General features: G+C 69.4%; 25 protein-coding genes. 7 read left to right on the forward strand and 18 right to left on the reverse strand.

Annotated elements, in window-relative coordinates:
- Nucleotides 1-140: 140 nt before the first annotated feature.
- The 3 genes from AB5T46_RS13810 to AB5T46_RS13820 form a co-directional block, all read right to left on the reverse strand.
- Nucleotides 141-338 carry a hypothetical protein gene (locus AB5T46_RS13810; RefSeq protein ID WP_370564585.1) on the reverse strand — a complete coding sequence of 66 codons (198 nt, stop codon included), beginning with the start codon at nt 336-338 and terminating at the stop codon, nt 141-143.
- A 51-nt stretch (nt 339-389) separates the two neighbouring features.
- Nucleotides 390-899, reverse strand: coding sequence for a peroxiredoxin family protein (locus AB5T46_RS13815; protein ID WP_370564586.1), 510 nt, complete (start codon nt 897-899; stop codon nt 390-392).
- A gap of 187 nt (nt 900-1086) precedes the next feature.
- Entirely contained in the window at nt 1087-1425 is a 339-nt protein-coding gene (locus AB5T46_RS13820) for a P-II family nitrogen regulator (protein WP_370564587.1), read from the reverse strand.
- A gap of 187 nt (nt 1426-1612) precedes the next feature.
- Between AB5T46_RS13820 and ubiK the strand changes: the two genes are divergently transcribed.
- The 3 genes from ubiK to AB5T46_RS13835 all read left to right on the forward strand — a co-directional run bounded on the left by ubiK (nt 1613) and on the right by AB5T46_RS13835 (nt 4012).
- Complete coding sequence (ubiK, locus tag AB5T46_RS13825; RefSeq protein WP_370564588.1) at nt 1613-1891, forward strand: ubiquinone biosynthesis accessory factor UbiK; 279 nt, start codon at nt 1613-1615, stop codon at nt 1889-1891.
- Between the two features lie 10 nt (nt 1892-1901).
- On the forward strand, nt 1902-3416 hold the full coding sequence (locus tag AB5T46_RS13830) for a YifB family Mg chelatase-like AAA ATPase (RefSeq protein ID WP_370564589.1): 1515 nt from the start codon (nt 1902-1904) through the stop codon (nt 3414-3416).
- A 161-nt stretch (nt 3417-3577) separates the two neighbouring features.
- Nucleotides 3578-4012, forward strand: coding sequence for a GFA family protein (locus AB5T46_RS13835; RefSeq protein WP_370564590.1), 435 nt, complete (start codon nt 3578-3580; stop codon nt 4010-4012).
- Between the two features lie 177 nt (nt 4013-4189).
- Here AB5T46_RS13835 and AB5T46_RS13840 read toward each other — a convergent pair whose 3' ends face one another.
- From AB5T46_RS13840 to aceB, 3 genes are all read right to left on the reverse strand, one after another.
- Complete coding sequence (locus AB5T46_RS13840) at nt 4190-4642, reverse strand: hypothetical protein (RefSeq protein ID WP_370564591.1); 453 nt, start codon at nt 4640-4642, stop codon at nt 4190-4192.
- A 107-nt stretch (nt 4643-4749) separates the two neighbouring features.
- Nucleotides 4750-6060, reverse strand: a complete 1311-nt coding sequence (gene aceA / locus AB5T46_RS13845; protein WP_370564592.1) for an isocitrate lyase — start codon at nt 6058-6060, stop codon at nt 4750-4752.
- A 47-nt stretch (nt 6061-6107) separates the two neighbouring features.
- Nucleotides 6108-7733 carry a malate synthase A gene (gene aceB / locus AB5T46_RS13850; RefSeq protein WP_370564593.1) on the reverse strand — a complete coding sequence of 542 codons (1626 nt, stop codon included), beginning with the start codon at nt 7731-7733 and terminating at the stop codon, nt 6108-6110.
- 112 nt (nt 7734-7845) lie between these two features.
- Between aceB and AB5T46_RS13855 the strand changes: the two genes are divergently transcribed.
- Together AB5T46_RS13855 and AB5T46_RS13860 are read left to right on the forward strand one after the other, a co-directional pair.
- Nucleotides 7846-8814, forward strand: coding sequence for a LysR family transcriptional regulator (locus AB5T46_RS13855; protein ID WP_370564595.1), 969 nt, complete (start codon nt 7846-7848; stop codon nt 8812-8814).
- A 503-nt stretch (nt 8815-9317) separates the two neighbouring features.
- Nucleotides 9318-9740, forward strand: coding sequence for a glutaredoxin family protein (locus AB5T46_RS13860; protein ID WP_370564596.1), 423 nt, complete (start codon nt 9318-9320; stop codon nt 9738-9740).
- 57 nt (nt 9741-9797) lie between these two features.
- Here AB5T46_RS13860 and AB5T46_RS13865 read toward each other — a convergent pair whose 3' ends face one another.
- Together AB5T46_RS13865 and arfB are read right to left on the reverse strand one after the other, a co-directional pair.
- Nucleotides 9798-10400 (reverse strand): 1-acyl-sn-glycerol-3-phosphate acyltransferase, encoded by a 603-nt coding sequence (locus AB5T46_RS13865; protein WP_370564717.1) that lies wholly within the window; start codon nt 10398-10400, stop codon nt 9798-9800.
- Between the two features lie 5 nt (nt 10401-10405).
- Complete coding sequence (gene arfB, locus AB5T46_RS13870) at nt 10406-10819, reverse strand: alternative ribosome rescue aminoacyl-tRNA hydrolase ArfB (protein ID WP_370564597.1); 414 nt, start codon at nt 10817-10819, stop codon at nt 10406-10408.
- A gap of 99 nt (nt 10820-10918) precedes the next feature.
- Between arfB and AB5T46_RS13875 the strand changes: the two genes are divergently transcribed.
- Nucleotides 10919-11401 (forward strand): DUF2059 domain-containing protein, encoded by a 483-nt coding sequence (locus AB5T46_RS13875; RefSeq protein WP_370564598.1) that lies wholly within the window; start codon nt 10919-10921, stop codon nt 11399-11401.
- Nucleotides 11402-11569: 168 nt separating this feature from the next.
- On the opposite strand, the gene AB5T46_RS13880 is transcribed toward AB5T46_RS13875, so the two are convergent.
- From AB5T46_RS13880 to AB5T46_RS13910, 7 genes are all read right to left on the reverse strand, one after another.
- Nucleotides 11570-12325 carry a pseudouridine synthase gene (locus AB5T46_RS13880; protein WP_370564599.1) on the reverse strand — a complete coding sequence of 252 codons (756 nt, stop codon included), beginning with the start codon at nt 12323-12325 and terminating at the stop codon, nt 11570-11572.
- Between the two features lie 58 nt (nt 12326-12383).
- Entirely contained in the window at nt 12384-14051 is a 1668-nt protein-coding gene (gene ubiB, locus AB5T46_RS13885; RefSeq protein WP_370564600.1) for a ubiquinone biosynthesis regulatory protein kinase UbiB, read from the reverse strand.
- The gene (locus AB5T46_RS13890; RefSeq protein WP_370564601.1) at nt 14048-14725 is read right to left on the reverse strand and encodes a ubiquinone biosynthesis accessory factor UbiJ; all 678 of its coding nucleotides are present in this window, start codon (nt 14723-14725) and stop codon (nt 14048-14050) included. Before AB5T46_RS13890 ends, ubiB begins: the two co-directional genes overlap by 4 nt.
- A 99-nt stretch (nt 14726-14824) precedes the next feature.
- Nucleotides 14825-14983: a DUF1328 domain-containing protein gene (locus AB5T46_RS13895; RefSeq protein WP_370564603.1), complete on the reverse strand. Its 159-nt coding sequence runs from the start codon at nt 14981-14983 to the stop codon at nt 14825-14827.
- A 64-nt stretch (nt 14984-15047) separates the two neighbouring features.
- Nucleotides 15048-16058: a 2-alkyl-3-oxoalkanoate reductase gene (gene oleD / locus AB5T46_RS13900; RefSeq protein ID WP_370564605.1), complete on the reverse strand. Its 1011-nt coding sequence runs from the start codon at nt 16056-16058 to the stop codon at nt 15048-15050.
- The gene (gene oleC / locus AB5T46_RS13905) at nt 16055-17764 is read right to left on the reverse strand and encodes an olefin beta-lactone synthetase (protein ID WP_370564606.1); all 1710 of its coding nucleotides are present in this window, start codon (nt 17762-17764) and stop codon (nt 16055-16057) included. The genes oleD and oleC overlap by 4 nt, the downstream gene beginning before the upstream one ends.
- 115 nt (nt 17765-17879) lie before the next feature.
- Nucleotides 17880-18797, reverse strand: coding sequence for an alpha/beta fold hydrolase (locus AB5T46_RS13910; protein WP_370564608.1), 918 nt, complete (start codon nt 18795-18797; stop codon nt 17880-17882).
- 167 nt (nt 18798-18964) lie between these two features.
- On the opposite strand from AB5T46_RS13910, the gene AB5T46_RS13915 reads away from it, so the two are divergent.
- Nucleotides 18965-19603, forward strand: coding sequence for a TIGR00645 family protein (locus AB5T46_RS13915; RefSeq protein WP_370564609.1), 639 nt, complete (start codon nt 18965-18967; stop codon nt 19601-19603).
- Nucleotides 19604-19748: 145 nt separating this feature from the next.
- On the opposite strand, the gene AB5T46_RS13920 is transcribed toward AB5T46_RS13915, so the two are convergent.
- The 3 genes from AB5T46_RS13920 to AB5T46_RS13930 form a co-directional block, all read right to left on the reverse strand.
- On the reverse strand, nt 19749-20765 hold the full coding sequence (locus tag AB5T46_RS13920) for a 3-oxoacyl-ACP synthase III (protein WP_370564611.1): 1017 nt from the start codon (nt 20763-20765) through the stop codon (nt 19749-19751).
- Between the two features lie 170 nt (nt 20766-20935).
- The gene (locus AB5T46_RS13925; RefSeq protein WP_370564612.1) at nt 20936-21244 is read right to left on the reverse strand and encodes a DUF4156 domain-containing protein; all 309 of its coding nucleotides are present in this window, start codon (nt 21242-21244) and stop codon (nt 20936-20938) included.
- A 305-nt stretch (nt 21245-21549) separates the two neighbouring features.
- Nucleotides 21550-24459, reverse strand: coding sequence for a M16 family metallopeptidase (locus AB5T46_RS13930; RefSeq protein ID WP_370564613.1), 2910 nt, complete (start codon nt 24457-24459; stop codon nt 21550-21552).
- Between the last annotated feature and the right edge of the window lie 84 nt (nt 24460-24543).

Consider the following 24543-nt stretch of genomic DNA (forward strand, 5'->3'; position numbering starts at 1 on the left):
CCAGTTGGCCAGACTCGCCAGACTCAACTGCTGTCTGCAGCGCGAATAGCAGCATCGAAGCAAGCCTGTGGCACGGCTCGCCGGGCATGTCGCCGGAAAGCCCTGTCGCTCCGCGTCGCGCAGCGACAGGGCCAGAAGCACTACAACGGCGGCTGACAACACACGATGCACCCGCCACCGGGATAGTCGCTGAATCCTCCAAAGATCCCGCACCCCGCGCAGCGATCGCATCCAGGCGCCATCTTGGGGGCGCCCGTTGCGGAAACCTGCATGAACACGGACGCGCCCACCAGCAGGCCGGCCCCCAGCAACGCCAGATATTTCGTCTTGAGCTTCATGGCTGTCTCCTTGGGTTTTGTCTGCAGCCGATCAGCTTCCCTGCTTCGGCGTCAGCGTGTGGGATACGACGGGACATCCCTGTCTGATATCAAGCCATAGTGTGCGAACTCGACCCGACCGGCATCGTCCACGACGAACAACGCCGGGACCCTGGCCAGCTTGTATACCCACCGCTCACGCTCTCCCGGCAAAACCACGGTCGGCACTTCGCTTTCGCTCTTGACGAGATGTTCCCGCGTCGTCGACACGTCCGCGACCGACACGGCAACCATCTCCGTCCTGGGATTGTTCTGAGCCTGCCGGTAGAGCCGTTGCACGTGCGGGCTGGACGCCTCGCAGTATTTGCAGGTCGGCGAATAGAAATACAGGATCTGGAAATTCTTCGCGGGGGCAGCCAACCTGATCCTGCGCTCACTGTCCTGCAAGGTGGCAAGCTCGGTTACGGGCAACCAGTCGCCGACCTTCGCATATTGCAGATCGTGCCGGACTTCGGCGAGCTGTCCCTTGAGGTTCCGATTCCCCGCGGCCAGCCATATACATGTTGCGGCTGCGATGAACAACAGCAGATAAGGGATCCAATCCGGAGTTTCCCTCTTCCTTGACATTTAGGCCGCCAGCCCAGAGACAGGGCCTTTATACCCCTACCTTCGGCGCCGAATCTTGACTCTCATCACCATTCTTGAGCCGCATTCCGGACCCGCAATATCCTTTTCTCCTCTCATGCTCAGCCCAACCGCGAACGTCGGGCTACAGCGCGTCTCCGTCCAGCTCCCCCGTGCGGATCCGCACCGCGCGCTCGAGGTCATAAACGAACACCTTGCCATCGCCGATCTTGCCGGTATTGGCGGTCTTGAGGATGGCCTCGACCACGACGTCGGCCTGGTCGTCGGTGACCGCGATCTCGAGCTTGAGCTTGGGCAGGAAGTCGACCACGTACTCGGCGCCGCGGTAGAGCTCGGTGTGGCCCTTCTGGCGGCCGAAGCCCTTGACCTCGGTGACGGTGATGCCGGCCACGCCGGCCTCCGCCAGCGCCTCGCGCACGTCGTCGAGCTTGAACGGCTTGATGATCGCCATGACCAGCTTCATCACGTGGTCTCCATCCGAATTCACCGCAGCATACCGCCACCGCCCATCGCGGGACACGACCGATTACAATGCGCCGCCCTTCGACCCCCGGCTGTCGGATTTTTCCTACACCCGAACGCGCACCGGCCCGACTGCGCGCCACGGCCGCGGGCGGCATGCTGGGCACGGTGCAGCAGGAGTGAGTCCCATGATCGACCTCAACCACATCGACGAACTGGCGCGACGGCTCAGCGGCCTGGTGCCGCCTGCCATGCGCGACGGCCGCGAGGAACTGCAGGAGAACTTCAAGGCCGTGCTGCAGTCCGGGCTGACCAAGCTGGACCTGGTCTCGCGCGAGGAATTCGAGGTGCAGCGCGCGGTGCTGCTGCGCACCCGCGAGAAGCTCGAGGCGCTGGAGCAGGCGGTCGAATGGCTGGAGGCGGAACTCGCCGGTCCGGAACGCGGCACGCAGACGCCGCAGCACTGAGTCCGGCGCCATGGGACTCGCACTCGTGCATGGACGCGCGCGTGCCGGGGTATCGGCGCCGGCGGTGCAGGTCGAGGTGTATCTCGGCGGCGGATTGCCGTCGATGTCGATCGTCGGGCTGCCCGAGCCCGCGGTGCGCGAAGCCAAGGACCGCGTGCGTGCCGCCATCCAGTGCGCGCAGTACGAGTTCCCGCAACGCCGCATCACCGTCAATCTCGCCCCGGCCGACCTGCCCAAGCACGGCGGCCGCTTCGACCTTCCGATCGCGCTCGGCATTCTCGCCGCCAGCGGCCAGATCCCGCTGGATGCGCTGCGCGACTGCGAGTTCATCGGCGAACTCGGCCTGACCGGCGAACTGCGCGGGGTCGACGGCGCGCTGCCGGCAGCGCTCGCCGCGGCCCGGACCGGGCGCCGGCTGGTGGTGCCGCAGGCCAACGCCGCCGAGGCGGCGCTGGCTGCCGATGTCGATGTCCGCCATGCCCGCACCCTGCTCGAAGTCTGCGCGCAACTCACCGGCAGCCGCGACCTGCCGCAGGCGACCGCACCGGCCACGGTCCGCATGCCCGGGCCGGACATGCGCGACGTACGCGGCCAGGCGCATGCGCGACGCGCGCTGGAGATCGCCGCCGCCGGGGGTCATCACCTGCTGCTGGTCGGGCCGCCCGGCTGCGGCAAGACCCTGCTGGCCTCGCGCCTGCCCGGGCTGCTGCCGGAAGCGTCCGAGGCGGAGGCGCTGGAATCGGCCGCGATCGCCTCGGTCAGCGGCCGCGGCCTGGATCCGGCGCGATGGCGCGAACGGCCCTTCCGCGCACCGCACCACACCGCCAGCGCCGCCGCGCTGGTCGGCGGCGGCGCGGAGCCGCGCCCGGGCGAGATCTCGCTGGCGCACCACGGTGTGCTGTTCCTCGACGAGTTGCCGGAGTGGGACCGGCGCGCGCTGGAAGTGCTGCGCGAACCGTTGGAATCCGGCAGCGTGACCATTTCGCGCGCGGCGCGGCAGAGCGAATTCCAGGCCCGGTTTCAGCTGGTCGCGGCGATGAACCCCTGCCCATGCGGCTGGGCCGGAGACGTCTCCGCCCGCTGCCGCTGCAGCCCGGACGCGATCCAGCGCTACCGTGCCCGCATTTCCGGACCGCTCCTCGACCGCATCGATCTGCACGTCGACGTGCCGCGGCTGCCGCCAGCGCAGCTGCGCCCGGATGCGCCCGAGGGCGAGCCGAGCGCGGCGATCCTGGCCCGGGTCGAGGCTGCCCGCGCCATCCAGCAACGACGGACCGGCAGCACCAACGCCGGCCTCGACCAGGCCGCGACCCTGGCCGTCTGCCGCCTGCGCGAGGCCGACCAGCAGCTGCTCGAGCGCGCGATCGAATCGCTGCGGCTGTCGGCACGTTCGATGCATCGCATCCTGCGTGTCGCACGCACCATCGCCGACCTGGCCGGCAGCACGGACATCGCCACGCCGCACCTCACCGAAGCGCTCGGCTACCGTGGACTCGATCGCGGCCGATCGGCGCTGGCGGCCTGACGCGCGCGAAGGCGCTCGCCCGGGCAGCGACCGGCGTGGCGCCAGGGCCACGCGCTGACGGATGGCAACCGTCGTCATCGCGCGCATAGCTCTGGTACGAGCGTGTCGGCGATGCAGGATCGGCAGATGGGCGCCGCCCACAGCGGAGCGGATGCGCTATCGTGCCCGTGAATCCGCACGACTGGATCGCCATGACCACCGCGCATGCACAGTGCTTCTGTCGCGACGTCCGGCTCGATGCCGATCTGCCCAGCCAATGGGTTGCCCATTGCCACTGCAGCATGTGCCGGCGCGCGCACGGCGCCGCGTTCGTGACCTGGGTCGGCATGCGGGCGGATCGCTGCCGTATCGACGATCCGCACGGCCGCCTGCGCTGGTACGCGTCCTCGCCCGGCGCCGAACGCGGATTCTGCAGCCGCTGCGGAACGATGCTGTTCTTCCGCTCCGAACGCTGGCCGGGCGAGCTGCACATCGCCCTGGCGCACTTCACCACCCCGGTCGATCGCGATCCGCAGCTGCACTCCTATTGGGACATGCACGTCGCATGGGCGGCCATCGACCCGAACGACGGCCTGCCGCGGAAGACACCGGCTTGAAATGCGAAAGGCTCGCATCAGCGGGCCTTTTCTACACTCACAACATGAATACCGACCCCTGCCCGCCGCAGCGCATCCCACCGCCACACACGTTGCGCCACTGACGCCACACATAAACGCTCGATGCGATTGGCCTCGATCTTCCTGGCCCTTTCGCACACCATCCTGCCAACGCCGTCATCCTTGGTTGCGCCGCCGACGAAATTCTTTGCGGGACTCTTCCCTGATCCTGTCGCGCTCCGAAACCGTCATGCATACACGCTCGACACGATTGGACCCGGTCTTCTTGACCCTTTCGCACACCATATTGTCGTCGCCGTCATCGTTGACCGCCGCCGAGATCCATTCGAGCGTATTGAAGGCCTCGACGCGCTGCTTGTCACTCAGGTCCTGATACTCGCGATCCCGCAGCAGATACAACAGATCTCCTTGCCTCGTGAGCAAATCGCGTCTCTCCCGCTCGGAAAGATGGCGATATCGCACTTCGCTCGACTCCACTCCGCGACGTATCTCTTGCTGCTGTTCAACGACTTCCTGAACATCGAACGAGGGAATCGTTTCCTGAGCCAAGGATCCGAAAGAGACGCCAAGACAGATTCCGATAGCAACTGCAGCCATAAACACACGCATACCAAGCATCCTTCCTGAAAACTCAGCTGAATGTTACCTGAAACCATCGGCTATCGCTGTCCCCCTGGCGCATCACCGGCAAAGATGGTCCCCGTTGCATAGCTCTTTCATGCCGCCCTGGAGGCGAACTGCTCCTCCTCGGTGGAGCCGGCCAGGGCCGTGGTCGAGGACTGCCCGCGCTGGATGGTCTGGGTGACCGTGTCGAAATAGCCGGTGCCGACCTCGCGCTGGTGCCGGACCGCGGTGAAGCCGCGCTCGGCGGCGGCGAATTCGGCTTCCTGCAGCTCGACGAAGGCGCTCATCTGCCGGCGCGCGTAGCCGTGCGCCAGGTGGAACATCGAGTAGTTGAGCGCGTGGAAGCCGGCCAGGGTGATGAACTGGAACTTGTAGCCGTAGGCGGCGATCTCGCGCTGGAAGGTCGCGATCGTGGTGTCGTCCAGGTTCTGCTTCCAGTTGAAGCTGGGCGAACAGTTGTAGGCCAGCAGCTTGCCCGGATACTTCGCGTGGATCGCCTCGGCGAACCTGCGTGCGAACTCCAGGTCGGGCCTGCCGGTCTCACACCAGATCAGGTCGGCGTACGGCGCGTAGGCCAGGCCGCGGCTGATCGCCTGGTCCAGGCCCTTGCGGGTCTTGTAGAAGCCTTCCGGGGTGCGCTCGCCGGTGCAGAACGGCCGGTCGTTGTCGTCGATGTCGCTGGTCAGCAGGTCGGCGGCCTCGGCGTCGGTGCGCGCGATCAGCAGCGTCGGCACGCCCATTACGTCCGCGGCCAGGCGCGCGGCCGCCAGCTTGTCGACCGCCTCGCGCGTGGGCACCAGCACCTTGCCGCCCATGTGGCCGCACTTCTTCACCGAGGCCAGCTGGTCTTCGAAGTGCACGCCGGCCGCGCCGGCCTCGATCATGCCCTTCATCAGCTCGAAGGCGTTGAGCACGCCGCCGAACCCAGCCTCCGCGTCGGCGACGATCGGCTGCAGGTAGTCGATGCCGTCGCGCTCGCCATCGCCACCGCTGCGCTCGGCGTGCTGCAGCTGGTCGGCGCGCAGCAGCGTGTTGTTGATGCGCTTGACCACCGCCGGCACCGAGTCCGCCGGATACAGCGACTGGTCCGGATACATCTGCCCGGCCAGGTTGGCGTCGGCCGCCACCTGCCATCCCGACAGGTAGATCGCCTTCAGGCCGGCCTTGACCTGCTGCATCGCCTGGTTGCCGGTGAGCGCGCCGAGTGCATTGACGAAATCCTGCGTCTGCAGGTAACTCCAGAGTTTCTCGGCGCCGATCCTGGCCAGCGAATGCTCGATCGCGATCGTGCCGCGCAGGCGCACGACGTCCGCGGCCGAGTACGGGCGGGTGACGCCCGCCCAACGCGGATTGTTGTTCCAGTCCAGGGTGATCTGCTCGGCGGTGGGATGGATGTGCTTCATGGCGGGATCCTTGATGTCTGTGGGGTGTTGCAACCGATGTCGCCGATTCAGGCGATGCGCTCGTAGGCCGGCAAGGTGAGGAAATCCTCCAGCTCGTCGCGGCGGGTGAGTTCCTCGAGCAGGGCGATCGCCTCCCGCACGCGTGCGGCGCCCGGGAGCGCCTGCCCGGCCAGCCGCGAGGGCAGGCCCAGCAGCACCGCTTCGAACAGCACCCAGTCGATCGCGGTGCCGTCGTCGAGGAACAGACCATCGCCGCGCTCGCCGCGTGCACGGTCGCCGTGATGCAGCCACTGCCACAGCTGCGCGCGTGCGATCTCGGCGGTGGCGGCGTCCTCCATCAGCCAGTGGATCGGCACGCAGCCGTTGCCGTCGAGCCAGGCCGCCAGGTAGCGCACGCAGACCTCGACATTGCCCTCGAAGCCGGCCCGGGTGATCGTGCCCGGCGGCGCCTGGACCAGGTCGTCGCGGATCACCAGCACGTCGTCCCGGCGCTCGTGCTGCTGGTGCGGCGTCGGCATGCGCTCGTCGAAGATCTGCTTCGCCACCGGGATCAGCGCCGGGTGCGCGACCCAGGTGCCGTCGTGGCCGGCGGCGACCTCGCGCAGCTTGTCGGCGCGCACCCGCGCAAGGGCCCGGGCATTGGCGTCCTCGTCGCCTGCGATCGGGATCTGCGCGGCCATGCCGCCCATCGCGTGCGCGCCGCGGCGGTGGCAGGTCTGGATCAGCAGTTCCGAGTACGCCTTGAGGAACGGCTGGGTCATCGTGACCTGGCCGCGCTCGGGCAACACCCGGTTGCGATGGCGGCGGAAGGTCTTGATGTACGAGAAGATGTAGTCCCAGCGCCCGCAGTTGAGCCCGGCGATGCGGTCGCGCAGCACGTACAGGATCTCGTCCATCTCGAACGCCGCCGGCAGCGTCTCGATCAGCACCGTGACCCGGATCTGCCCGTGCGCCAGCCCGAGCATCGCCTCGATGTGCGAGAGCGCGTCCTGCCACAGCTGCGCCTCCTCCATCGACTCCAGCTTCGGCAGGTAGAAGTAGGGGCCGCGATCCTTCGCGGCGAGCGCGTCGGCGTTGTGGAACGCGAACAGGCCGGCGTCGAACAGCGCGGCGGACAGGCGCTCGCCGTCGACCAGCAGGTGCTTCTCGTCCAGGTGCCAGCCGCGCGGGCGCACCAGCAGCACCGCCTGCTCCGGATACGGCCGCAGCGCGTAGCGCTTGCCCGTGTCGCCGGTGAACGACAGGGTGCCGGCGACGGCCTCGCGCAGCGCCCGCTGCCCGGTCAGCAGCGCGTTCCAGGTCGGCGCGGTGGAATCCTCGAAATCGGCCATGTAGCAGCTGGCACCGGAATTCAGCGCGTTGATGACCATCTTCGGATCGACCGGCCCGGTGATTTCCACCCGGCGGTCGCGCAGCGCCGACGGCAGCCCGGCCACCCGCCAGTCGCCTTCGCGGATGGCGCGGGTGTCGTCGCGGAAATCGGGCAGCGCACCGGCGTCGAAACGCGCCTGGCGCTCGCGGCGCGCGGCCAGGCAGCGGCGCCGGCGCGGCTCGTAGCAGCGGTGCAGGTCGGCGAGAAAGGCCTGCGCCGACGGATCCAGCAGGTCCTCGGGCGCCTGCGCGGTGAAAACGATCCCGCCAGCGGCGGTTTGCTCCTTGAGTACGGCGGACATGGGGGTTGTCTCCTGCGTTTACGGCACAGGCCCACCATCCGCCCGGGTACTGTATTTGACAACACAGTTTTTTCAATGCTTAGTATTAGTTGTATTTATATTGATGGCAGACATGGCCGCAGAGCGCGCCGCGCCAACGCATTTCGCCTACAAGGGCGACCGTCTCAAGCCCTTGCGGGCGTTCTGCCAGACCGCCCGGCTGGGCTCCGTCTCACGCGCGGCCGAGGCGCTGTTCGTCAGCCAGCCCGCCATCACCCTGCAGCTGCAGGCGCTGGAGCGCGATCTCGGCGTGCGGCTGTTCGAGCGCAGCGGCCGACGCCTGATCCCCACCCGCGAGGGCGAGGCGCTGTACGAGCTGGCACGGCCGCTGGTCGAAAGCATCGACGGCCTGCCCGCCGCGTTCCGGCAGCAGCTGCGCGGCCTGGATGCCGGCGAACTGCACATCGCCGCCGGGACTTCCACGATCCTGCACCTGCTGCCACCGATCATCGAGGCGTTCCGCCGGGCGCAGCCCGACGTGCACCTGAGCCTGCACAACGTCACCGGCGCCGGCGGCCTCGACCTGCTGCGGTCCGACGCCGCGGATCTCGCGGTCGGCTCGATGCTCGACGTCCCCGCCGATCTCGACTACGCGCCGGTCTACCGCTTCGACCCGATGCTGATCACGCCGCCGGATCACCCGCTGGCGCGCAAGCGGGACCTGGCACTGGAGGACCTCTCGCCCTACGGCCTGATCCTGCCGCCGCGACGCCTGACCACCTACCGCCTGGTCGACATGGTGTTCCACCAGCAGCGGGTGCCGTACACGGTGGCGTTCGAGGTCGGCGGCTGGGAAGTGATCAAGCAGTACGTCGCCATGGGCATGGGCATCAGCATCGTCACCGCGATCTGCCTGAGCGACGCCGATCGCGAACGGCTGGCCGCGCGCTCGCTGGCCAACTGGTTCCCGCAACGCAGCTACGGCGTGGTCGTGCGCAAGGGCAAGTACCTGTCGCCGCAGGCGCGCGCCTTCGTCGAGCTGATCAAGCCCGACCTGTTCGTGCGCGGGGATTACTACGACAGCGGGCACTCGGAGCGTTAGGCGCTCGTGAAATGCGAAATCGCCTTCGAACTGCTTCCGACTGCAATGTTTAGATGAATACGACGTACTTCACGTATGGCGCGTGACGCTGATTGAAAACCGGAACGTGCTGCTGCGCCGCGGCGTGCAACCTCGTTCATGGCGCACTTAGCTTCGAGACGCCTCAACGATGAGGCGCAGATTAGGGAAGCGATCATGTCAAAGAACCGGAATCTCTATTATGCCGCTGCGGCGGCGGCGGTGTTTTCCCTCAGCGCGGTTTTCAGCGTGTTTGCAACCCAAGACAGCGCTGCACGGGTTTGTGATCGGCAGTGCCTGAGGCAATGCCAAGCCAACTGCGCTCCCGACGATTACTTGTGCGACACGCAGTGCTACAGGAACTGTGGCTGCATCATTCCATAGGCAATATCGGAGGGCGCACCTGCCGGCGCGCCTGCGGCTGCATCGTGCCTTGATGCGATCCGGTGAAGGGCCGAACCGGCCCTTCACTTCAGGAGACGAAAATGAAGGGAATTCGAGGCAAGTCCGGCTGGAAGATCGTCGTGCCCCTGCTTTTTCTCGCGGTTTGCGCCGCGGCTGGGATAGCCGTCGGCCGATACATCGGCGGATCCGGCGAAGCGTCTCCCGTTCCTGCCTATCACGTTGCCAAGACATCAGTGCCGCAGAAATCGGGCGATGTCACGATTTACACGATGTCGACCTGCGCTGCGAGCCAGGAAGCGAAGAGTTGGCTTGCCGGACAGGGCATCGCTTATACCGAGAAGGTCGTCGATCAATCGGAACAGGCGCTTTCGGAGGTAAAGCGCCTCGGCGCCCAGCGCACGCCTCTCCTCCTGATCGGCCGATACCAGATGGAAGGATTCGATTCCGACGCTGCGACGCAGCTGATCGCTGGCGCAGGGCCGTCGCTGCTGGATGACGGCTGATCGATTTTCCGCACAGCCTCACGGAAGCCACAGCGGTACAAGCCTGCAACCAGGGAGCTAAACGGTCCCACGATTGCGGCCCATCCACGGCCGGTACCACTCGCGCAGGCGATCGATATCGGCGTTGGCGTCGTCGCTGACGTGGAACAGTTCGCCGAGGCCGATGACCTTGTCCGGATAATGGAAATAGGCCGGCAGGATCGGCACGCGCGCGGCGTGGGCGATTTTCCAGAAGCCGGTCTTCCATTTCTTGACCTGCTTGCGCGTGCCCTCCGGGGTCACCGCGAACCACAGATGGTCGGCGCGCACCATCATCTCCACCACCTGCCCGACCGTGCCCTGCGACACGCTGCGGTCGATCGGGATCACGCCCAGGCGCCGCAGCAGCGGCCCCAGCGGCCACCAGAACAACTGGCGCTTGCCGAGCACGCGGATCTCCAGCCCCATCGCCAGTTTCGCGGCGAAGCCCCACAGGCCGTCCAAATTCGACGAATGCGGGGCCACGATCAGCACCAGCTTCGAGCAATCGGGAATCGTGCCGGTCACGCGCCAGCCGCCGAGGCGCAGCACGCTGCGGCCGACCCAGCGGGTGAAGGCGTTGGCGCGCACCCGCGGCACGCCGGGCGGCACGACGGGAATCAGCGGCTGCGCGTCGTCCAAGCGGTTCACTCCAGGTCCGGGGAACCGCGACCGCGCTTGACGTCGGCGCGCTGGCGCTTGCTGTCCAGGCGCCGCCGCTTGGCGGCGCGGCTCGGGCGGGTGGCGATGCGCGGCTTCGGCGCCTGCAGGCCGGAGGCGATGAACGCCTCCAGGCGCGCGCGCGCGTCCTCGCGGTTGCGCTCCTGGGTCCGGAAGCGCTGCGCGCTGATCACCAGCACGCCGTCGTCGGTGAGGCGGCGGTCGCGCTTGGCCAGCAGGCGCGTGCGCACCGCCTCGGGCAGCGACGGCGACCGGGCGACATCGAAGCGCAACTCGACCGCGGTCGCGACCTTGTTGACGTTCTGTCCGCCCGGACCGCCGGCGCGCACGAAGCGCTCGACGAGCTCCTGTTCGGGGATGTGCGGCATCGGCTGCGACATGCGACCTCCGGGCGCGATTGTAGTCATGTCCGCGATGCCGTGTTGACGCGCTGCGGGGCAGATACCACCATCCGGACTCCATCCGAGGGAGACGCCCCGATGAAGTCGATGTTCCGCGTGCCGACGCTGCTGGCGGCTCCGCTGGCATTTGCGCAACAGGCCACCCAGGCCCAGGTCGACCGCCTGCTGGAAGTGATGCGGGCACAGGAGACCGTCGATACGATGCTGCCGCAGGTGCAGGCCTCGCAGCAGCAGATGGTCGCCCAGCTCACCGCCGGCCAGCAGATGAGCGAGGCCGATCGCGCCAAGCTCGATGCGGTCATCGCCAAGTCCAACGAGCGGATCGCGGAAACGCTCTCCTGGGAAACGCTCGAGCCGCTGTACCGCGACATCTACGCCAGGACCTTCACCGGCGAGGACATGGACGCGATGATCGAGTTCTATGGCAGCCCGGCCGGCCAGAAGCTGCTCGACAAGATGCCGCAGCTGATGCAGAACACCATGACCGCCGTGCAGCAACTGATCGTGCCGATGCTGCAGCAACTGGAGCAGGACCTCCGCGAGCAGGCCGCGGCGGAATAGCCTCCATCGCCGTAAAGCGGAGCTTGCTCCGCTGTGCGCCCTCCGGAGCCGCGCGTAGAGCCGAGCTTGCTCCGCTGTGCTCCCTCCGGAGCCGCGCGTAGAGCCGAGCTTGCTCGGCTGCGTCGGCTCCGGAGCCGAAAGCAGCGGAGCAAGCGCCGCTCTGCGCGCCTACGGACCGGTGGTGCCGAACAGCGCCAGCGCCTTGGCGAACTCCGGGTCCGGCGGCGCCTCGACCGCGATGCGGCGGCCGTCGGCCGGATGCAGGAACGCCAGCCGCTGCGCATGCAGCAGCATGCGGTGCACGCCCAGCATGCGGAAATGGCGGTTGTGGCGGCCGTCGCCATGGCTGGTGTCGCCGATCAGATGATGCGAGGCGTGCTTGAGGTGACGGCGGATCTGGCGAAAGCGCCCGGTCTCCGGAACGGCGCGCAGCAACGCATAGCGCGAGGTCGGAAATCCGGCCGACGGCAGTTCGAGTTCGGCGGTGGCCAGACGCACGAAGCGGGTGAGCGCCGGCTTCTTCTGCCGTTTCCCCGGCCCGCCATCGAGCGGGTGATCGATCGTGAACGCCGGCTCCGGCCAGCCCCGGCAGACGGCCAGATAATGTTTATCGACGGTGCGCGCCATCAGCTGTTCGCCGAGCGCTGCGGCGGTGGCGCGGTCGAAGGCCAGCAACAGGCAGCCGCTGGTGGCCCGGTCGAGCCGATGGGCCAGGAACACCGGCCGGTCGAACCGGGCGCGCAGGCGGTCCACCAGGAATTCGGCCTCGCCACCGGCCAGCTTGCTGTCGTGGACCATCACGCCGGCGGGCTTGTCCACCACCGCGAGCCGCTCGTCGGCGTACAGCACGCCGACCGACGCGGTCGCGCATGGCGCCGGCGGCGCGGCAGCATCGATCCGCGCCGCATCGCGGCCTGCCGTCATCGCGTCCGCCCGGCACAAGCCCGTCGGTTCACCATCGATGGCATCCATCTCGGCCGACCTACCGCCGCGGCCACGCGGCCAGCAGCGCCCACAGCCCGCCGAGGCCCGCCACCCAGGCCACCGCCGGTATGCCGACGAGCGCCGGACCGCCGGCTTCCAGCGCGTACAGCACCGCCGCCGCGATCAGCAGCCCGGTGCCGAGGATCGCCGCGACCGTGCGCCGCTGCAGCGCCCGCATCACCTGGGTGAGTTGTGCCAGGTCGTGCGAACGCAGGCGCAGTTCGTGCTGGCCCGCGACCTGCTGGGTCAGCCAGGTGTGCAGCAGCCGCGGCATGTCCGGCGCATGGGTGATGAACTCCGGCAGCCGCTTGCGGAACTCGCCGGCCAGGCGCTGCGGGCTGTAGCGCTCGACCAGGATGCGTTCGAGCACCGGCCGCGCCACCGCCCAGATGTCGAGCTTCGGATCCAGCAGCCGGCCCACGCCCTCGATGCTGAGCAGCGTCTTCTGCAGCAGCATCAGCTGCGGCTGCAGGGTGAGCTCGTAGCGCTGGGCCGTGCGGAACAGCTTGCCCAGCACCTCGGCCAGCGAGATCTCCGACAGCGGCCGGGTGAAGTAGGGCTCGCACACCGAACGCGCCGCGGCCTCCAGCTCGTCGATGCGGATGTGCGCCGGCATCCACCCGGCCTGCACGTGCAGCTCGGCGATGCGGCGGTAGTCGCGGTTGAAGATCGCCATGAAGTTCTCGGCGAGGTAGTACTGGTCCTCGCTGGAGAGCTGGCCCATGATGCCGAAATCGAGCGCGATGAAGCGCGGGTTCGCCTTGCGCTCCAGGTCGACCCAGATGTTGCCGGCGTGGGCGTCGGCATGGAAGAAGTTGTCGCGGAAGACCTGCGTGTAGAACACGCGCACGCCCTTGGCGGCGAGCGCCTTGCGGTCGATGCCGGCCGCGTCCAGCGCGGCGATGTCATCACTGGGAATGCCGCGCACGCGCTCGAGGGTGAGCACGCGATCGGCGGTGTGCGACCAGATCACCTCCGGCACGTAGAGATCGTCGGAATCGAGCCAGAAGCGCCGCAGTACCGACGCGTTGGCGCCTTCGCGCTGCAGGTCGAGCTCGGCGGCGAGCGTGTTCTCGATCTCGGCGACGATCTCGCGCGGGCGGATCTTGTCGGCGTTGGGATGGGTGCGGTCGACCAGCGCGGCGATGCGCTTGAGCAGCGCGATGTCGGCGGCGATCTGCTTCTCGACGTCCGGACGCAGGACCTTGACCACCACTTCGCGCTCGGGCTCGGCCTCGGTCGCGTGCAGGATCGCGGGGTGCACCTGCGCGATCGACGCCGACGCCAGCGGCACCGTATCGAATCCGGCGAAGGCGTCGGCGATGTCGCGATCGAGCGAGCGCTCGACGATGGCGCGCGCGGCATCGCCGTCGAACGGCGCCACCCGGTCCTGCAGCAGCGACAGCTCCTCGGAGACGTCCGGCGACACCAGGTCGCGGCGGGTGGACAGGATCTGCCCGAACTTGACGAAGATCGGGCCGAGCTCCTGCAGCGCCATGCGCAGGCGCGCGCCGCGCGGCATCGCCTCGATCTCGCGCGCAGCGCGCGGCACGAACGGCCGCATCAGCTTGAGCCAGCGCTCGGCGGGCGTCTCGTCGAGCAGCGCGTCGAGCCGGTAGCGCAGCAGCACGCGGCCGATGCGCGCGGCCCGCACCAGCGTGCTCATGCGCGGCCCTCCGGCGGCTGCCCGGCGGTGGAGGCGTCGCGCAGGCGCTGGACGCGTGCCGCCATGCGCTCGACGTCGTCGCGCAGGGCGTCGACATCGTCGAGGAAGGCCTCGAGCTCCTCGCGCCCGACCGCGTCGCGCGATTCCTCGGTGAGATATTCGGCGGCGCTGTGCGCCAGGCCGCTGCCGGCCGCGCGCGCCTGCCCCAGCGCCGAGGCGAAGGCGCGGGCGACCTGCACGCCGAGCACGTCGCCGAACACCGCGGCGAACGGCCGCTCCCAGTCCGGATCGAAACGCTGCGCCAGCCGCTGCAGCTGCCGCGCCAGTTCGGCATCGCCCTCGATCCGGATCCTGCCGACCGGCGCCGCGGCGTCGCGTTCGCCGCCGATCAGGCCCGGCAGTTGCGCCAGCAGGCCGCCGAGGGTGCTGCGCACGGCCAGGTCGGGCGTGCGAGCCTCGTCCACCGGCCCCACCTGCAGCCGCTCGCCGGCGACCGTCAGCTGCAGCGCCAGCGGCGGACTGTCGAGACGCAGCACGATGCTGCGCCCATGCAGCCGCGAAAGCGCGGCGCGGGTTTCCGGATCGAGCGCGAGCGCGCGCTCGAGCGCCGCCTCCAGGGCACGGCCGGCAGCCGGCTTCAATGCGGCGAACGGGGAGGAGGCGGAGTCGGCCATGCCGCATTGTAGCCGCGGCACCCGATCGCGAGCGGGAGTGCGGCAGGCGAAAAAAAGGCTCGCCTGTGCCGGCGGGCCCCGTCGGGTCGACGCGCGGCGTCAGACCCTTCGACCGCGGATCAGCGACACGACCGCCAGGATGAGGAAGACGACGAACAGGATCCAGGCGATGTTGGTCGCGGCACCGGCGATGCCGCTGAAGCCGAGCACGGCCGCAATGATCGCGATGACGAAGAAGATCACGGCATAACGCAGCATCTCGAACCTCCCAGGGGGAACCGGCCGGAAGTGGCGTAGCGCGATCTTCGGCCGCGCGCGGTCGTCATTCGGTGACGGTCGTGCCGGCTCGCCATGAGGCCTTCAGCCGCGTGAGCCCGTCGTGGATCGTGACCCGCGGGACGTAGCCGAAGTCGCGCCTGGCCGGCGCCATGTCGTACCAATGGGTGGTGGCGAGCTGCTCGGCGAGGAACCGCGTCATCGGCGGCTCGCCGGACAGGCGCAGCAGCGGCCACAGCCCCTCGCAGATCGCCCCCACGGCATAGGCGGCGCGGAACGGAATGGTCTTGTCCACCTCCGGCGCGCCTGCCGCGCGCAGCAGCGCGTTGACGATCTCGCGCACCGGCTTGGGCTCGCCGTTGCTGATGAAGTAGGCGCGTCCGGCACAGGCGGCACCGGGCGCGAGGTGCTCGAAGGCGTCGAAATGCGCCTGCGCGGCGTTGTCGACGTACGTCGTGTCGATGCGATTGCCGCCGTCGCCAACGAAACGCAGGCGCCCGGCCCTGGCGCGCTCGACCAGGCGCGGCAGCAGCTGGTTGTCGCCCGGTCCCCAGATCAGCCGCGGCCGCAGCGCGACGGTGGCCAGGGTGCCGTCGTTGGCCGCCAGCACCGCGCGCTCGGCGATCGCCTTGGTCGCGGCGTAGGGCGCCTTGAAATCCTCGCCGTAGGGCACGCTGTCGGCGGTGCCGCCCTCGACCGGATGCGTGGCGCGATGGGTGACGCTGGGCGTGGAGGTATGGACCAGGCGGCCGATGCCGTGCGCGCGGCAGGCGTCGATCACGTTCTGGGTGCCGACCACGTTCGGCAGCCGGTAGCTTTCATAGCTGCCCCAGGCGCCGGCCTTGGCCGCGTTGTGGAAGATCGCATCGACGTCGCGCGCGGCGGCGAACACCGCATCGCGATCGGCCAGGTCGCCGCGGCATTGCCGCACGCCCAGCGCATCGAGGTCCGGGTACAGGCCGCGGTTGAAGCTGACCACCTCGTGCCCGCGTTCGCGCAGCCCATGGCACAACGCCTGGCCGAGGAAGCCGCCGCCGCCGGTGACCAGCACCTTCATAGCGGGCGTCCCGGTGCGTGCCGTGCGGGCGCATTGCGCAGGCGCGCGGCGGCCCAGGCCGCGAGCTTTTCGCGGCCGATCTTGGCGTTGTGGCGGATGTCGACCGGGAACTCGGGATGGAACAAAAATACCTCCACCTGCGCCGCGTGCGCATGCCCTTCGCCGATGCGGTGCAGCTCGTCGGCGATGCGCGCGTGGTCGAAGCGTGGCGCCTCCGGCAAGGGTTCCACGCACAGCACCGGGCGTTGCGCGCCACGCGCGCCGATCCCGACCAGCGCGGTGCGACGCACCGCCGGATGGGTGTTGAAGACCGGCTCGACCTGCTCGGTATGCAACGTGCCCTGCGCCGTCACCACGCGCTGCGACTTGCGGCCGCAGAACCACAGCCGGCCTTCGGCATCGAAGTAGCCGAGATCGCCCATGCGGTGGACGACGCGCTCGCTGCCGTCCGGCAGGGCCTCGCGGATCTTCGCCAGGCGGGTCTGCGCATCGCGGTTGAAATAGGTGTCGGTGGCGGTCGGCCCGGCCACGGTGATCTCGCCGACCGTGCCGGCGGCGACCGGCAGCGCGTCCGACCAGCGTTCGATGGCGCCGTCGTCGACGCGGATGATCCGCACCTCGTTCGGCGGCACCGGACGGCCGACGCAGGTGCCGGCCCCCTGCTCGGTACGCGACCGCAGGTCGATCAGCTCGCGACCCTCGATCACCGCCACCGGCAGGCACTCGGTCGCGCCGTACGGGGTCCAGAACCGCGCGTCGGCCGGCAGCAGTTCGCGCATCGTCGCGACCACCTCGGCCGGCACCGGGGCACCGGCGGAGGTCACGCGTCGCAGCGTGGGCAGCGGCGCGCCGTGCTCGGCCAGCACCCGCATCAGTGCCGGCGAGCCGAACAACTGGTCGACGCCGAAGCGCTCGATCGCGCGCAGCAGCTTGCGCGCATCGGCCTGCGCCGGGCGGGTCGGGTCCATGTCGGGAATGACCGAGGTCAGCCCCAGCGCCGGATCGAACAGCGCGAACGGCGGAAACGTCGGCAGGTCGACGCCGCCCGGGGCGATGCCGAAGGCGGTGCGCATCATCGCGATCTGCGCGACCAGGTGCCGGTGCCGGTACACCACGCCTTTGGGCACGCCGGTCGAGCCGCTGGTGAACAGGATCGCCGCGATCTCGTCGGCATCGGTGGCGGCGAGCTGCGCGCCGGCGCCGGCGCCGGCGCGCTCCACCCGGGCCAGCGTGGCATCAGCGAACCAGGCGAGGCGCCCGGTGCCGATGCGCACCCGCGCCGATCGCGCCCAGCCCAGCAGCGCCCGCGCCAGCATCGCCAGCGGCACGCCGATGAAGGCTTCGGGTTGCGCCTCGTCCAGGCATTGCTTCAGCACGCGCCGGTCGATGCCAGGATCGACCAGCACCGGCACCGCGCCGGCCTTGAACAGCGCGAACATCAGCAGGAAGAACTCCGGCGTCGGCCGCACCATCACCACGGTGCGGGTGCCGCGGACAACGCCGTGCCGCGCCAGCCCCGCGGCGATGGCGTCGCTGCGGGTGTCGAGCTCGGCATAGGTCAGCTCGGTCCGGTAGCGGCCGTCGCGTCCAGGGCAGCGCATCGCGACCTGCTGCGGGCGCTCGGCGGCAAGCCGCGGCAGCGCCGCGGCGATGTTGCAGGGGGCGTCAGGAGCGGTGTCGGCGGCGGCAGGATCGGGGTTGGTCATCACCGGCACAGCTTACCCGCTCGATCGGAGTGCCCGCCCCCTTGCGCATCGCGGTGGACGCGGCAGAGTCGCGCGACTTTCCCGAGCAGGTCACTCGGGAAGTGTCTGACCGGCCCTAGACCGGATTGCGATCGAGGAACCCGCGGATCGCCGGCACCAGCAACTCGTGGCGGTCCTCGAGCACGTAGTGCCCGGCGTCGTCGAACGCGTGCACCTCGGCCTGCGGCAGCGCCTCGCGGAAGCCTTCGAGGAAGTGCCGGTCGAAAACGAAGTCGCGCAGCCCCCAGCCGATGAAGGCCGGGCGGTCGGCGTACTCCGGCAGCCGGCGCGCGGACTCGGCCAGCAGCGGCCAGGCCGCGTCGCCCTCGCCCAGCGGGATGTCCTGCATGAAGCGCAGGGTGGAGATGGCGTTGCGCCAGCCGCGGTAGGGCGCGATGTAGGCGCGCCGCACCTGCGCCGGCAGCCTGCGCTCGGTGCCCAGCCACGCCGCGCCGCGCGCGAACAGGTTGAAGGCGCGGATCATGAAACCGCCGATCCGGGAGTCGCGCCCCAGCGACAGCTGCCACGGCATCGGCTTGGCGGCAGGCAGCGGGAACGCGGCGGTGTTGAGGATCACCAGCCGCCGCACGCGCGCGCTGCGCGCCAGCGCCCAGCCGAACCCGATCATCCCGCCCCAGTCGTGCACCGCCAGGGTCACCGGCCCGTCGATGCCGAGACTGTCGAGCAGCGTCTCCAGGTCCTCGACGCGCGACTGCAGCGTGTAGCGGTAGCGCGGCCGCGCATCGGCGCCGTCGGCCGGCTTGTCCGACAGGCCCATGCCGACATGGTCCGGCACGATGCAGCGGTAGCCCCTGCCGAGAGCCGGGTCGCGCAGGCCCAGCACCAGGTGCCGCCAGTAGTAGCTCCACGACGGATTGCCGTGCAGCATCAGCACCACCTCGCCGTCGCGCGGGCCCTCGTCCAGGTAATGCATGGCGATGCCCGGCCGCACCTCGAGACGGTGGCCGGTGAACGGATAGTCGGGAAGATGCACGCGCTTGCGATACCGGGAGCTGCGGGAGCGAACGGCATTGTAGGGAATCCGGCGGGGAAGTCCCGGCCGGCTGCCGCCGACCGGGTGCGGGACGGACCCGGCAGCCGCGCCGCTTGGCAAGGGCGCCGCCGGCCGCTACGCTGCCGCGCTTTATGCCGGTGCCGCGCATGTCCCTCCCGTCCACGCCCCGCCTCAATCCCCTGCCGGCGCTGATCTTCAGCTCGCGCTGGCTGCAGCTGCCGCTGTATCTCGGCCTGATCGTCGCCCAGGGCGTGTACGTGTTCCTGTTCGGCAAGGAGCTCTGGCACCTGCTGCACGGCGCCGGCGGCTACGGCGAGCAGGAGATCATGCTGATCGTGCTCGGCCTGATCGACGTGGTGATGATCTCCAACCTGCTGGTGATGGTGATCGTCGGCGGCTACGAGACCTTCGTCTCGCGGCTGCGGCTGGAGGGCCACCCCGACCAGCCGGAGTGGCTGAGCCACGTCAACGCCAGCGTGCTGAAGGTGAAGCTGGCGATGGCGATCATCGGCATCAGCTCGATCCACCTGCTCAAGACCTTCATCGAGGCCGGCATGGTCGGCGGCCTGCCGCTGTGCGGCACCATGGACGCGCTGGAGGCCGCGCGCGCGTACGCCGAGTTCGGCAGCGCCGGCGTCAAGACCTGCACCACCTACACCGCCGCCGGCGTGATGTGGCAGGCGACGATCCACACCATCTTCATCCTCTCGGCGATCGGCATCGCCTGGACCGACAAGCTGATGCAGCACACTGCCAGCAAGCGCGAGCACGTGGCGCACGGCTGAGGCACGCGGAAGCCGGTGGCAATCCGGTTCGTCGAGCGTCGCGCAGCCTGCGGCGCCGGAAAGAAGGCGCCGTAGTCCGGGCAGTCCGGATCACATCACACCCTGTGCCGGCCGTATGGCGCCCCCAACGAGGCACCGGGCGTGACTACCAGACCACCTCGGCCATCGAGCAGTTCAGGCCCGAGCCGATGCCGAGCAGCGCCACGCGGTCGCCCTTCTTCAGGCGGCCCATCTCGCGCAGCTTGCTGAGCACGATCGGCACCGAGGCCGGGCCGATGTTGCCGTGCTCGCCGAAGATGGTCATGACCTTCTCCGGGTCGATGCCGAAGGCCTTGATGAAGGCCGCGGTGTGCGCCTTGCTGACCTGGTGGATGACGAACTCGTCGAGCTCCTCCACCGCCCAGCCGAGCGCGATCTTTGCGGCGATGAAGGTCTTTTGCGCCAGCTTCATGCCCTCGATCAGCAGCATGCGGGTGTCGGTGACCATGCGGTCGAGGTTGCCGCGGCACAGGCTGTTCCACTCGGTCGCGGCGCGGGTCACGCCGCCGCGGTAGCGCGGCGCGCCCGGGGCCAGCTCGGCCCGCGCCAGCACCATGCCGGCGGCGCCGCAGCCCAGGGTGAGCGTGGCCATCTCGTTGCGGAACTGCTCGGCGGTGACGTCGGGATGCAGCAGGCGTTCGAGGGTCTTGTCGTAGGCCAGGTTGGCGGTCTCGCCGTCGACCACCAGGGCGTAGTCGATCTCGCCGCGCTCGATCATGCGGCTGGCGATGTCCATGCCGTTGAGGAACGCCAGGCAGGCGTTGGCGACGTCGAAGTTCTGGCAGGTGTCCGGCAGGCCGAGGTTGCCGCTGACGATGCTGGCAGTGGACGGCTCGAGGAAGTCGCGGCTGACCGAGGTGTTGACCAGCAGGCCGACGCGCGCCGGGTCGATGCCGGCATCGGCCAGCGCCTTGACCCCGGCGAGCGTCGCCGCGTCGGAGGCCTGGACCTCGTCGTCCCACAGGCGCCGGGCGTGGATGCCGGCGATGTCCTTGAGCACGTCGGTGCGGATCTTCAGCCGGTCCAGGGTGGGCTTCAGCCGTGCATTGATCTCATCGGTCGAGAGTCGTCGCGGGGCGTCGATATGCGCGAGGCCGGCGATGGCGACGTGTTGGAACAGCATGGGCTGGCCACCGGTTGGGCAAAAGGGCGCATAGAGTACCGGCTTCCTGTCTCCCACGCATTGTGGGGCCGGTCACCGGCTGGCCGGAGGATGGCCGCGGCGCGTCCGGCGGACGCGTCCGGCCGGGCAAGTGCTGCCGGCGACCCGGTTCCCGGGCTCGCCGCGGCTGGTCAGCTACCGCAGCGCCAGGCGGCGAAGCGCTGGCTGCCGCGCACCGGCTCCGACAGCGGGTGCACGGTGTCGGCGCCGAGCCCCGGCGCCTCATTGCGGGCCAGGGTCTCCAGTTCATCGCGCACCCGCAGCGCGTTGCGGTCGATGAAGGCGATGCTGTGCTTGACCGAGACTTCGACCTCGCCGCGCTTCTCGCAGCCGGTCGGCGACGAGGACGCCACCCGCACGGCGCTGGCGCCGGGCGCCATGTGCACCCAGGTGCAGGCGGTGGCGGTCAGCATCAGGGCGAACAGGAGAGGCAGGCGCATACGGCGACTCACTGGGTCGAGGTCGGCTGGCATAGTGCGCGCGCGCCGCGGTGGCGGCAACCGCCGCTCGGCCGGGGCGTTCACGCTGGGGTTGGTCCGCGGGAGGTGCGAACCGCGCTGGACGCAGGCGGCCCGATGCACCGGGCGGGATCGACCGGAACTTCGCCGCCTTGTGGGAGCGACGGGAGTCGCGATCCCGCACCTTCGGAAAGCCGTCGCGTCTCCCCGGCGGTGGCATGCCACCGCTGCTCCCGCAACAGGGCTCTCTGAATTCCTTCAGACCTTCCCTGGCGGAAGCCGGTGCGTCATTGCCCCGCCTCGCTGTCGCCATCGGGAATCACCGGATGGCCGTCGGCATCGACGATCGACACCACGCCCAATTCCAGTTCCCGGATCGGTTGCTCGATCTGTTTCAGGTCGCCGACCACCACCCAGGTCAGGGCGTCGGGATCGATGACGCCGGCGGCGGCGCCGACCTGCCCCGGGGTCAACGCCTCGATCTCGGCGCGGCGCCGGAACACGTAATCGTCCGAGCGGCCGAAGCGGACGATGCCGCCGATCTCCGACAGTACCGCGCGCGCGGTCTCGTAGGACCCGGGCAGGCCGCGGATCTCCTGCGCGCGGATCTTCTCCACCTCCTCGGCGGAGGGCGGCGCGGCGCCGCCGGCGTACTCGGCGATCTCGCGGCGGAGCTCCTGCAACGACTCCACCGTCTTGTCGATCTGCACCGGCGAGAACGCCAGCCACGGCCGCGGGCCGACCGCGCCGGAGGTGAAGCTGTAGGCGCCGTAGGCCCAGTGCTTGTCCTCGCGCAGGTTCATGTTCAGGCGCGAGGAGAAGGTGCCGCCGAGTACCGCGTTGGCGATGTCGAAGCGGGTGGCGCCGGGATCACGCGTCGACGGCACCACCTGGCCGACGAAGAGGTTGGCCTGCACCGCGCCCGGCTGGTCGATCAGGAACACGCGCGTGCCATCGGGGCGCTCGACGTTGCCGACTTCCGGCACCGCGGGCGCTTCGCCCATGCCGCGCCAGTCGCCGAAATGGCGCTCGAGCACCGGCACGATCTCGTCCAGCGCGGTGTCGCCGACCACGATCAGGGTGGCGTTTTCCGGCCGCACCCAGTCGCGATGGAAGGCGACCAGGTCGTCGCGCGTGAGTGCCGTCACCGACGCCTCGGTGCCGGAACCGCTGAAGGGAATGCCGTAGGGGTGGTCGTCGCCGTACAGCAGCGGCGGCAGCACCCGCAGCGCGGCGCCGTTGGGCCGCGCCTTTTCCTGGCGGATGCCGGCGATCCAGGTCGCCTTGACCCGGTCGATCTCGTTCTGGTCGAAGCGCGGCGCGCGCACCATGTCGGCGAACAGCGCCAGCGACGGGTCGAGGTTCTCCTTCAGTGCCGACAGGTAGGCGTTGCCGCCGTCGAGCGCGGCGCCGGCGCCGACGCTGGCGCCCAGCGATTCGGCGCGATCGGCGAATGCCAGCGCATCCAGATCGCCCGCGCCTTCGCCGAGCATGGCCATGGTGAAGCCGGAGGTGCCGAGGCGGCGCCCCTGGTCGGCGCTGTAGCCGCCCTGGAACTCGTAGCTGAGCTGCACCACCGGCACGTCGTGGCGTTCGGCCAGGATCACCTGGGTGCCGTTGCCGAGCGTGGTGCGCTGCAGTTCCGGAAACTTCAACTCGGGAAACGTCTCGGTCCGCGGCACGCCCTGGCTGCGATCGACGGTGCCCGGCACCGTGGTGTAACGCGGATCGGGATCGGGCAGAGCGAACGGCGCCGGCGTCACCGCCGGATCCTCCGGGATCTCGCGGCGCTCGCCCGGCACCACGGTCAGCACGTGGTCGCCGCGGGACAGCCATTTCCTGCCCGCCGCGGCGACGTCGGCCGGGGTGGCGACGGCGATGTTGGCCAGCGAGGTGCGGAAGCACCCCGGGTCCTGCTGGTACACCGCGCATTCGGCCAGGGCATCGGCCTTGCCGCCGAAGCCGCCGATGCGTTCGACGCCGCGGATGAAGCCGGCGCGGACCACGGTCTGCGCCTGGGCCAGTTCCTCCGCGCTCGGGCCTTCGGCGATCAGCCGTGCCAGCTCCTCCTCGATCGCCGTCTCGACCATCGCGGCGTCCACGCCCTCGCGCACGTTGGCCATGACCATGACGTTCGAGCCGAGCTGCGATCCCCAGGCGGTGGCGCTGACGCTGTCGACCAGCTTGTCGGCGTGCAGCAGGCGACGATCGAGCCGCGAGGACTTGCTGCCGCCGAGCACGCGCGCGAACAGCTGCAGGTGGTCGAGATCGACGGTACCGGTTTCGGCCACGTTCCAGACCCGATAGATCCGCGTCTGCGGCACCTTGTCCTCGAGCGTGCCGCGGGTGGTCCCAGTGCGCGCCGCGACGTCGACCGGCGGCTGCGCCATGGTCGGGCCGGCCGGGATGTCGCCGAAATAGCGCGTCACCTTCTCCTTCGCGGTAGCCACGTCGATGTCGCCGGCCAGTACCAGCACCGCGTTGTTGGGTCCGTACCAGGCGCGGAACCACTGCTTCACGTCGTCCAGGGTGGCTGCGTTGAGGTCGTTCATCGAGCCGATGGTGCTGTGGTGGTACGGATGCCCCTTCGGGTACAGCGCCTTGCCGAGCAGCTCCCAGACCTGGCCGTAGGGCTGGTTCTGGCCCTGGCGCTTTTCGTTCTGCACCACCCCGCGCTGCTCGTCGAGCGCGGCCTGGTCGATCGCGCCGAGCAGGTGGCCCATGCGGTCGGACTCCATCCACAGCGCCATGTCGAGCGCGGTGGTCGGCACGTTCTGGAAGTAGTTGGTGCGGTCGGAATTGGTGGTGCCGTTCATGTCGGTGGCGCCGATCAGCTCGAACGGCGCGAAGTATTCGCCGTCGTGATGCTCGGAACTCTGGAACATCAGGTGCTCGAACAGGTGCGCGAAGCCGCTGCGCCCGGCCGGCTCGTCCTTGCTGCCGACGTGGTACCAGACGTTGACCGCGACGATCGGCGCCTTGCGGTCGGTGTGCACGATCACCCGCAGGCCGTTGGGCAGGGTGAACTGCTCGAACTCGATGTCGATGGGTGCCTCGTCGACGGCGACCTCGTTCGCGGCGGGCTGGGCGGACGCCGGCAGCCCCACCAGGCCGGTCGCCAGCACGAGGCCGAAGGCGGCGGCCAACAGGACGGCGCGCGGCCGGGCGCGAAGGACGGACAGGGGCGACGACGGCATTCGGGGCTCCTTGCGACGGGTTCGATCCCGACATCCTAGCCGGGCCGGCGCACCCCGGCACCGGGCCAGAAGTCCCGGCTACGG

The sequence above is a fragment of the Luteimonas salinilitoris genome (assembly GCF_041300785.1).
Taxonomy (GTDB): Bacteria; Pseudomonadota; Gammaproteobacteria; order Xanthomonadales; family Xanthomonadaceae; genus Luteimonas; species Luteimonas salinilitoris.

Coding starts and splice junctions, on each gene's coding strand:
- AB5T46_RS13810 (WP_370564585.1), bottom strand. CDS start 338: ATGAAGCTCAAGACGAAATATCTGGCGTTGCTGGGGGCCGGCCTGCTG.
- AB5T46_RS13820 (WP_370564587.1), bottom strand. CDS start 1,425: ATGAAGCTGGTCATGGCGATCATCAAGCCGTTCAAGCTCGACGACGTG.
- ubiK (WP_370564588.1), top strand. CDS start 1,613: ATGATCGACCTCAACCACATCGACGAACTGGCGCGACGGCTCAGCGGC.
- AB5T46_RS13830 (WP_370564589.1), top strand. CDS start 1,902: ATGGGACTCGCACTCGTGCATGGACGCGCGCGTGCCGGGGTATCGGCG.
- AB5T46_RS13840 (WP_370564591.1), bottom strand. CDS start 4,642: ATGCGTGTGTTTATGGCTGCAGTTGCTATCGGAATCTGTCTTGGCGTC.
- aceA (WP_370564592.1), bottom strand. CDS start 6,060: ATGAAGCACATCCATCCCACCGCCGAGCAGATCACCCTGGACTGGAAC.
- aceB (WP_370564593.1), bottom strand. CDS start 7,733: ATGTCCGCCGTACTCAAGGAGCAAACCGCCGCTGGCGGGATCGTTTTC.
- AB5T46_RS13855 (WP_370564595.1), top strand. CDS start 7,846: ATGGCCGCAGAGCGCGCCGCGCCAACGCATTTCGCCTACAAGGGCGAC.
- AB5T46_RS13860 (WP_370564596.1), top strand. CDS start 9,318: ATGAAGGGAATTCGAGGCAAGTCCGGCTGGAAGATCGTCGTGCCCCTG.
- arfB (WP_370564597.1), bottom strand. CDS start 10,819: ATGTCGCAGCCGATGCCGCACATCCCCGAACAGGAGCTCGTCGAGCGC.
- AB5T46_RS13875 (WP_370564598.1), top strand. CDS start 10,919: ATGAAGTCGATGTTCCGCGTGCCGACGCTGCTGGCGGCTCCGCTGGCA.
- AB5T46_RS13880 (WP_370564599.1), bottom strand. CDS start 12,325: ATGACGGCAGGCCGCGATGCGGCGCGGATCGATGCTGCCGCGCCGCCG.
- ubiB (WP_370564600.1), bottom strand. CDS start 14,051: ATGAGCACGCTGGTGCGGGCCGCGCGCATCGGCCGCGTGCTGCTGCGC.
- AB5T46_RS13890 (WP_370564601.1), bottom strand. CDS start 14,725: ATGGCCGACTCCGCCTCCTCCCCGTTCGCCGCATTGAAGCCGGCTGCC.
- AB5T46_RS13895 (WP_370564603.1), bottom strand. CDS start 14,983: ATGCTGCGTTATGCCGTGATCTTCTTCGTCATCGCGATCATTGCGGCC.
- oleD (WP_370564605.1), bottom strand. CDS start 16,058: ATGAAGGTGCTGGTCACCGGCGGCGGCGGCTTCCTCGGCCAGGCGTTG.
- oleC (WP_370564606.1), bottom strand. CDS start 17,764: ATGACCAACCCCGATCCTGCCGCCGCCGACACCGCTCCTGACGCCCCC.
- AB5T46_RS13915 (WP_370564609.1), top strand. CDS start 18,965: ATGTCCCTCCCGTCCACGCCCCGCCTCAATCCCCTGCCGGCGCTGATC.
- AB5T46_RS13920 (WP_370564611.1), bottom strand. CDS start 20,765: ATGCTGTTCCAACACGTCGCCATCGCCGGCCTCGCGCATATCGACGCC.
- AB5T46_RS13925 (WP_370564612.1), bottom strand. CDS start 21,244: ATGCGCCTGCCTCTCCTGTTCGCCCTGATGCTGACCGCCACCGCCTGC.
- AB5T46_RS13930 (WP_370564613.1), bottom strand. CDS start 24,459: ATGCCGTCGTCGCCCCTGTCCGTCCTTCGCGCCCGGCCGCGCGCCGTC.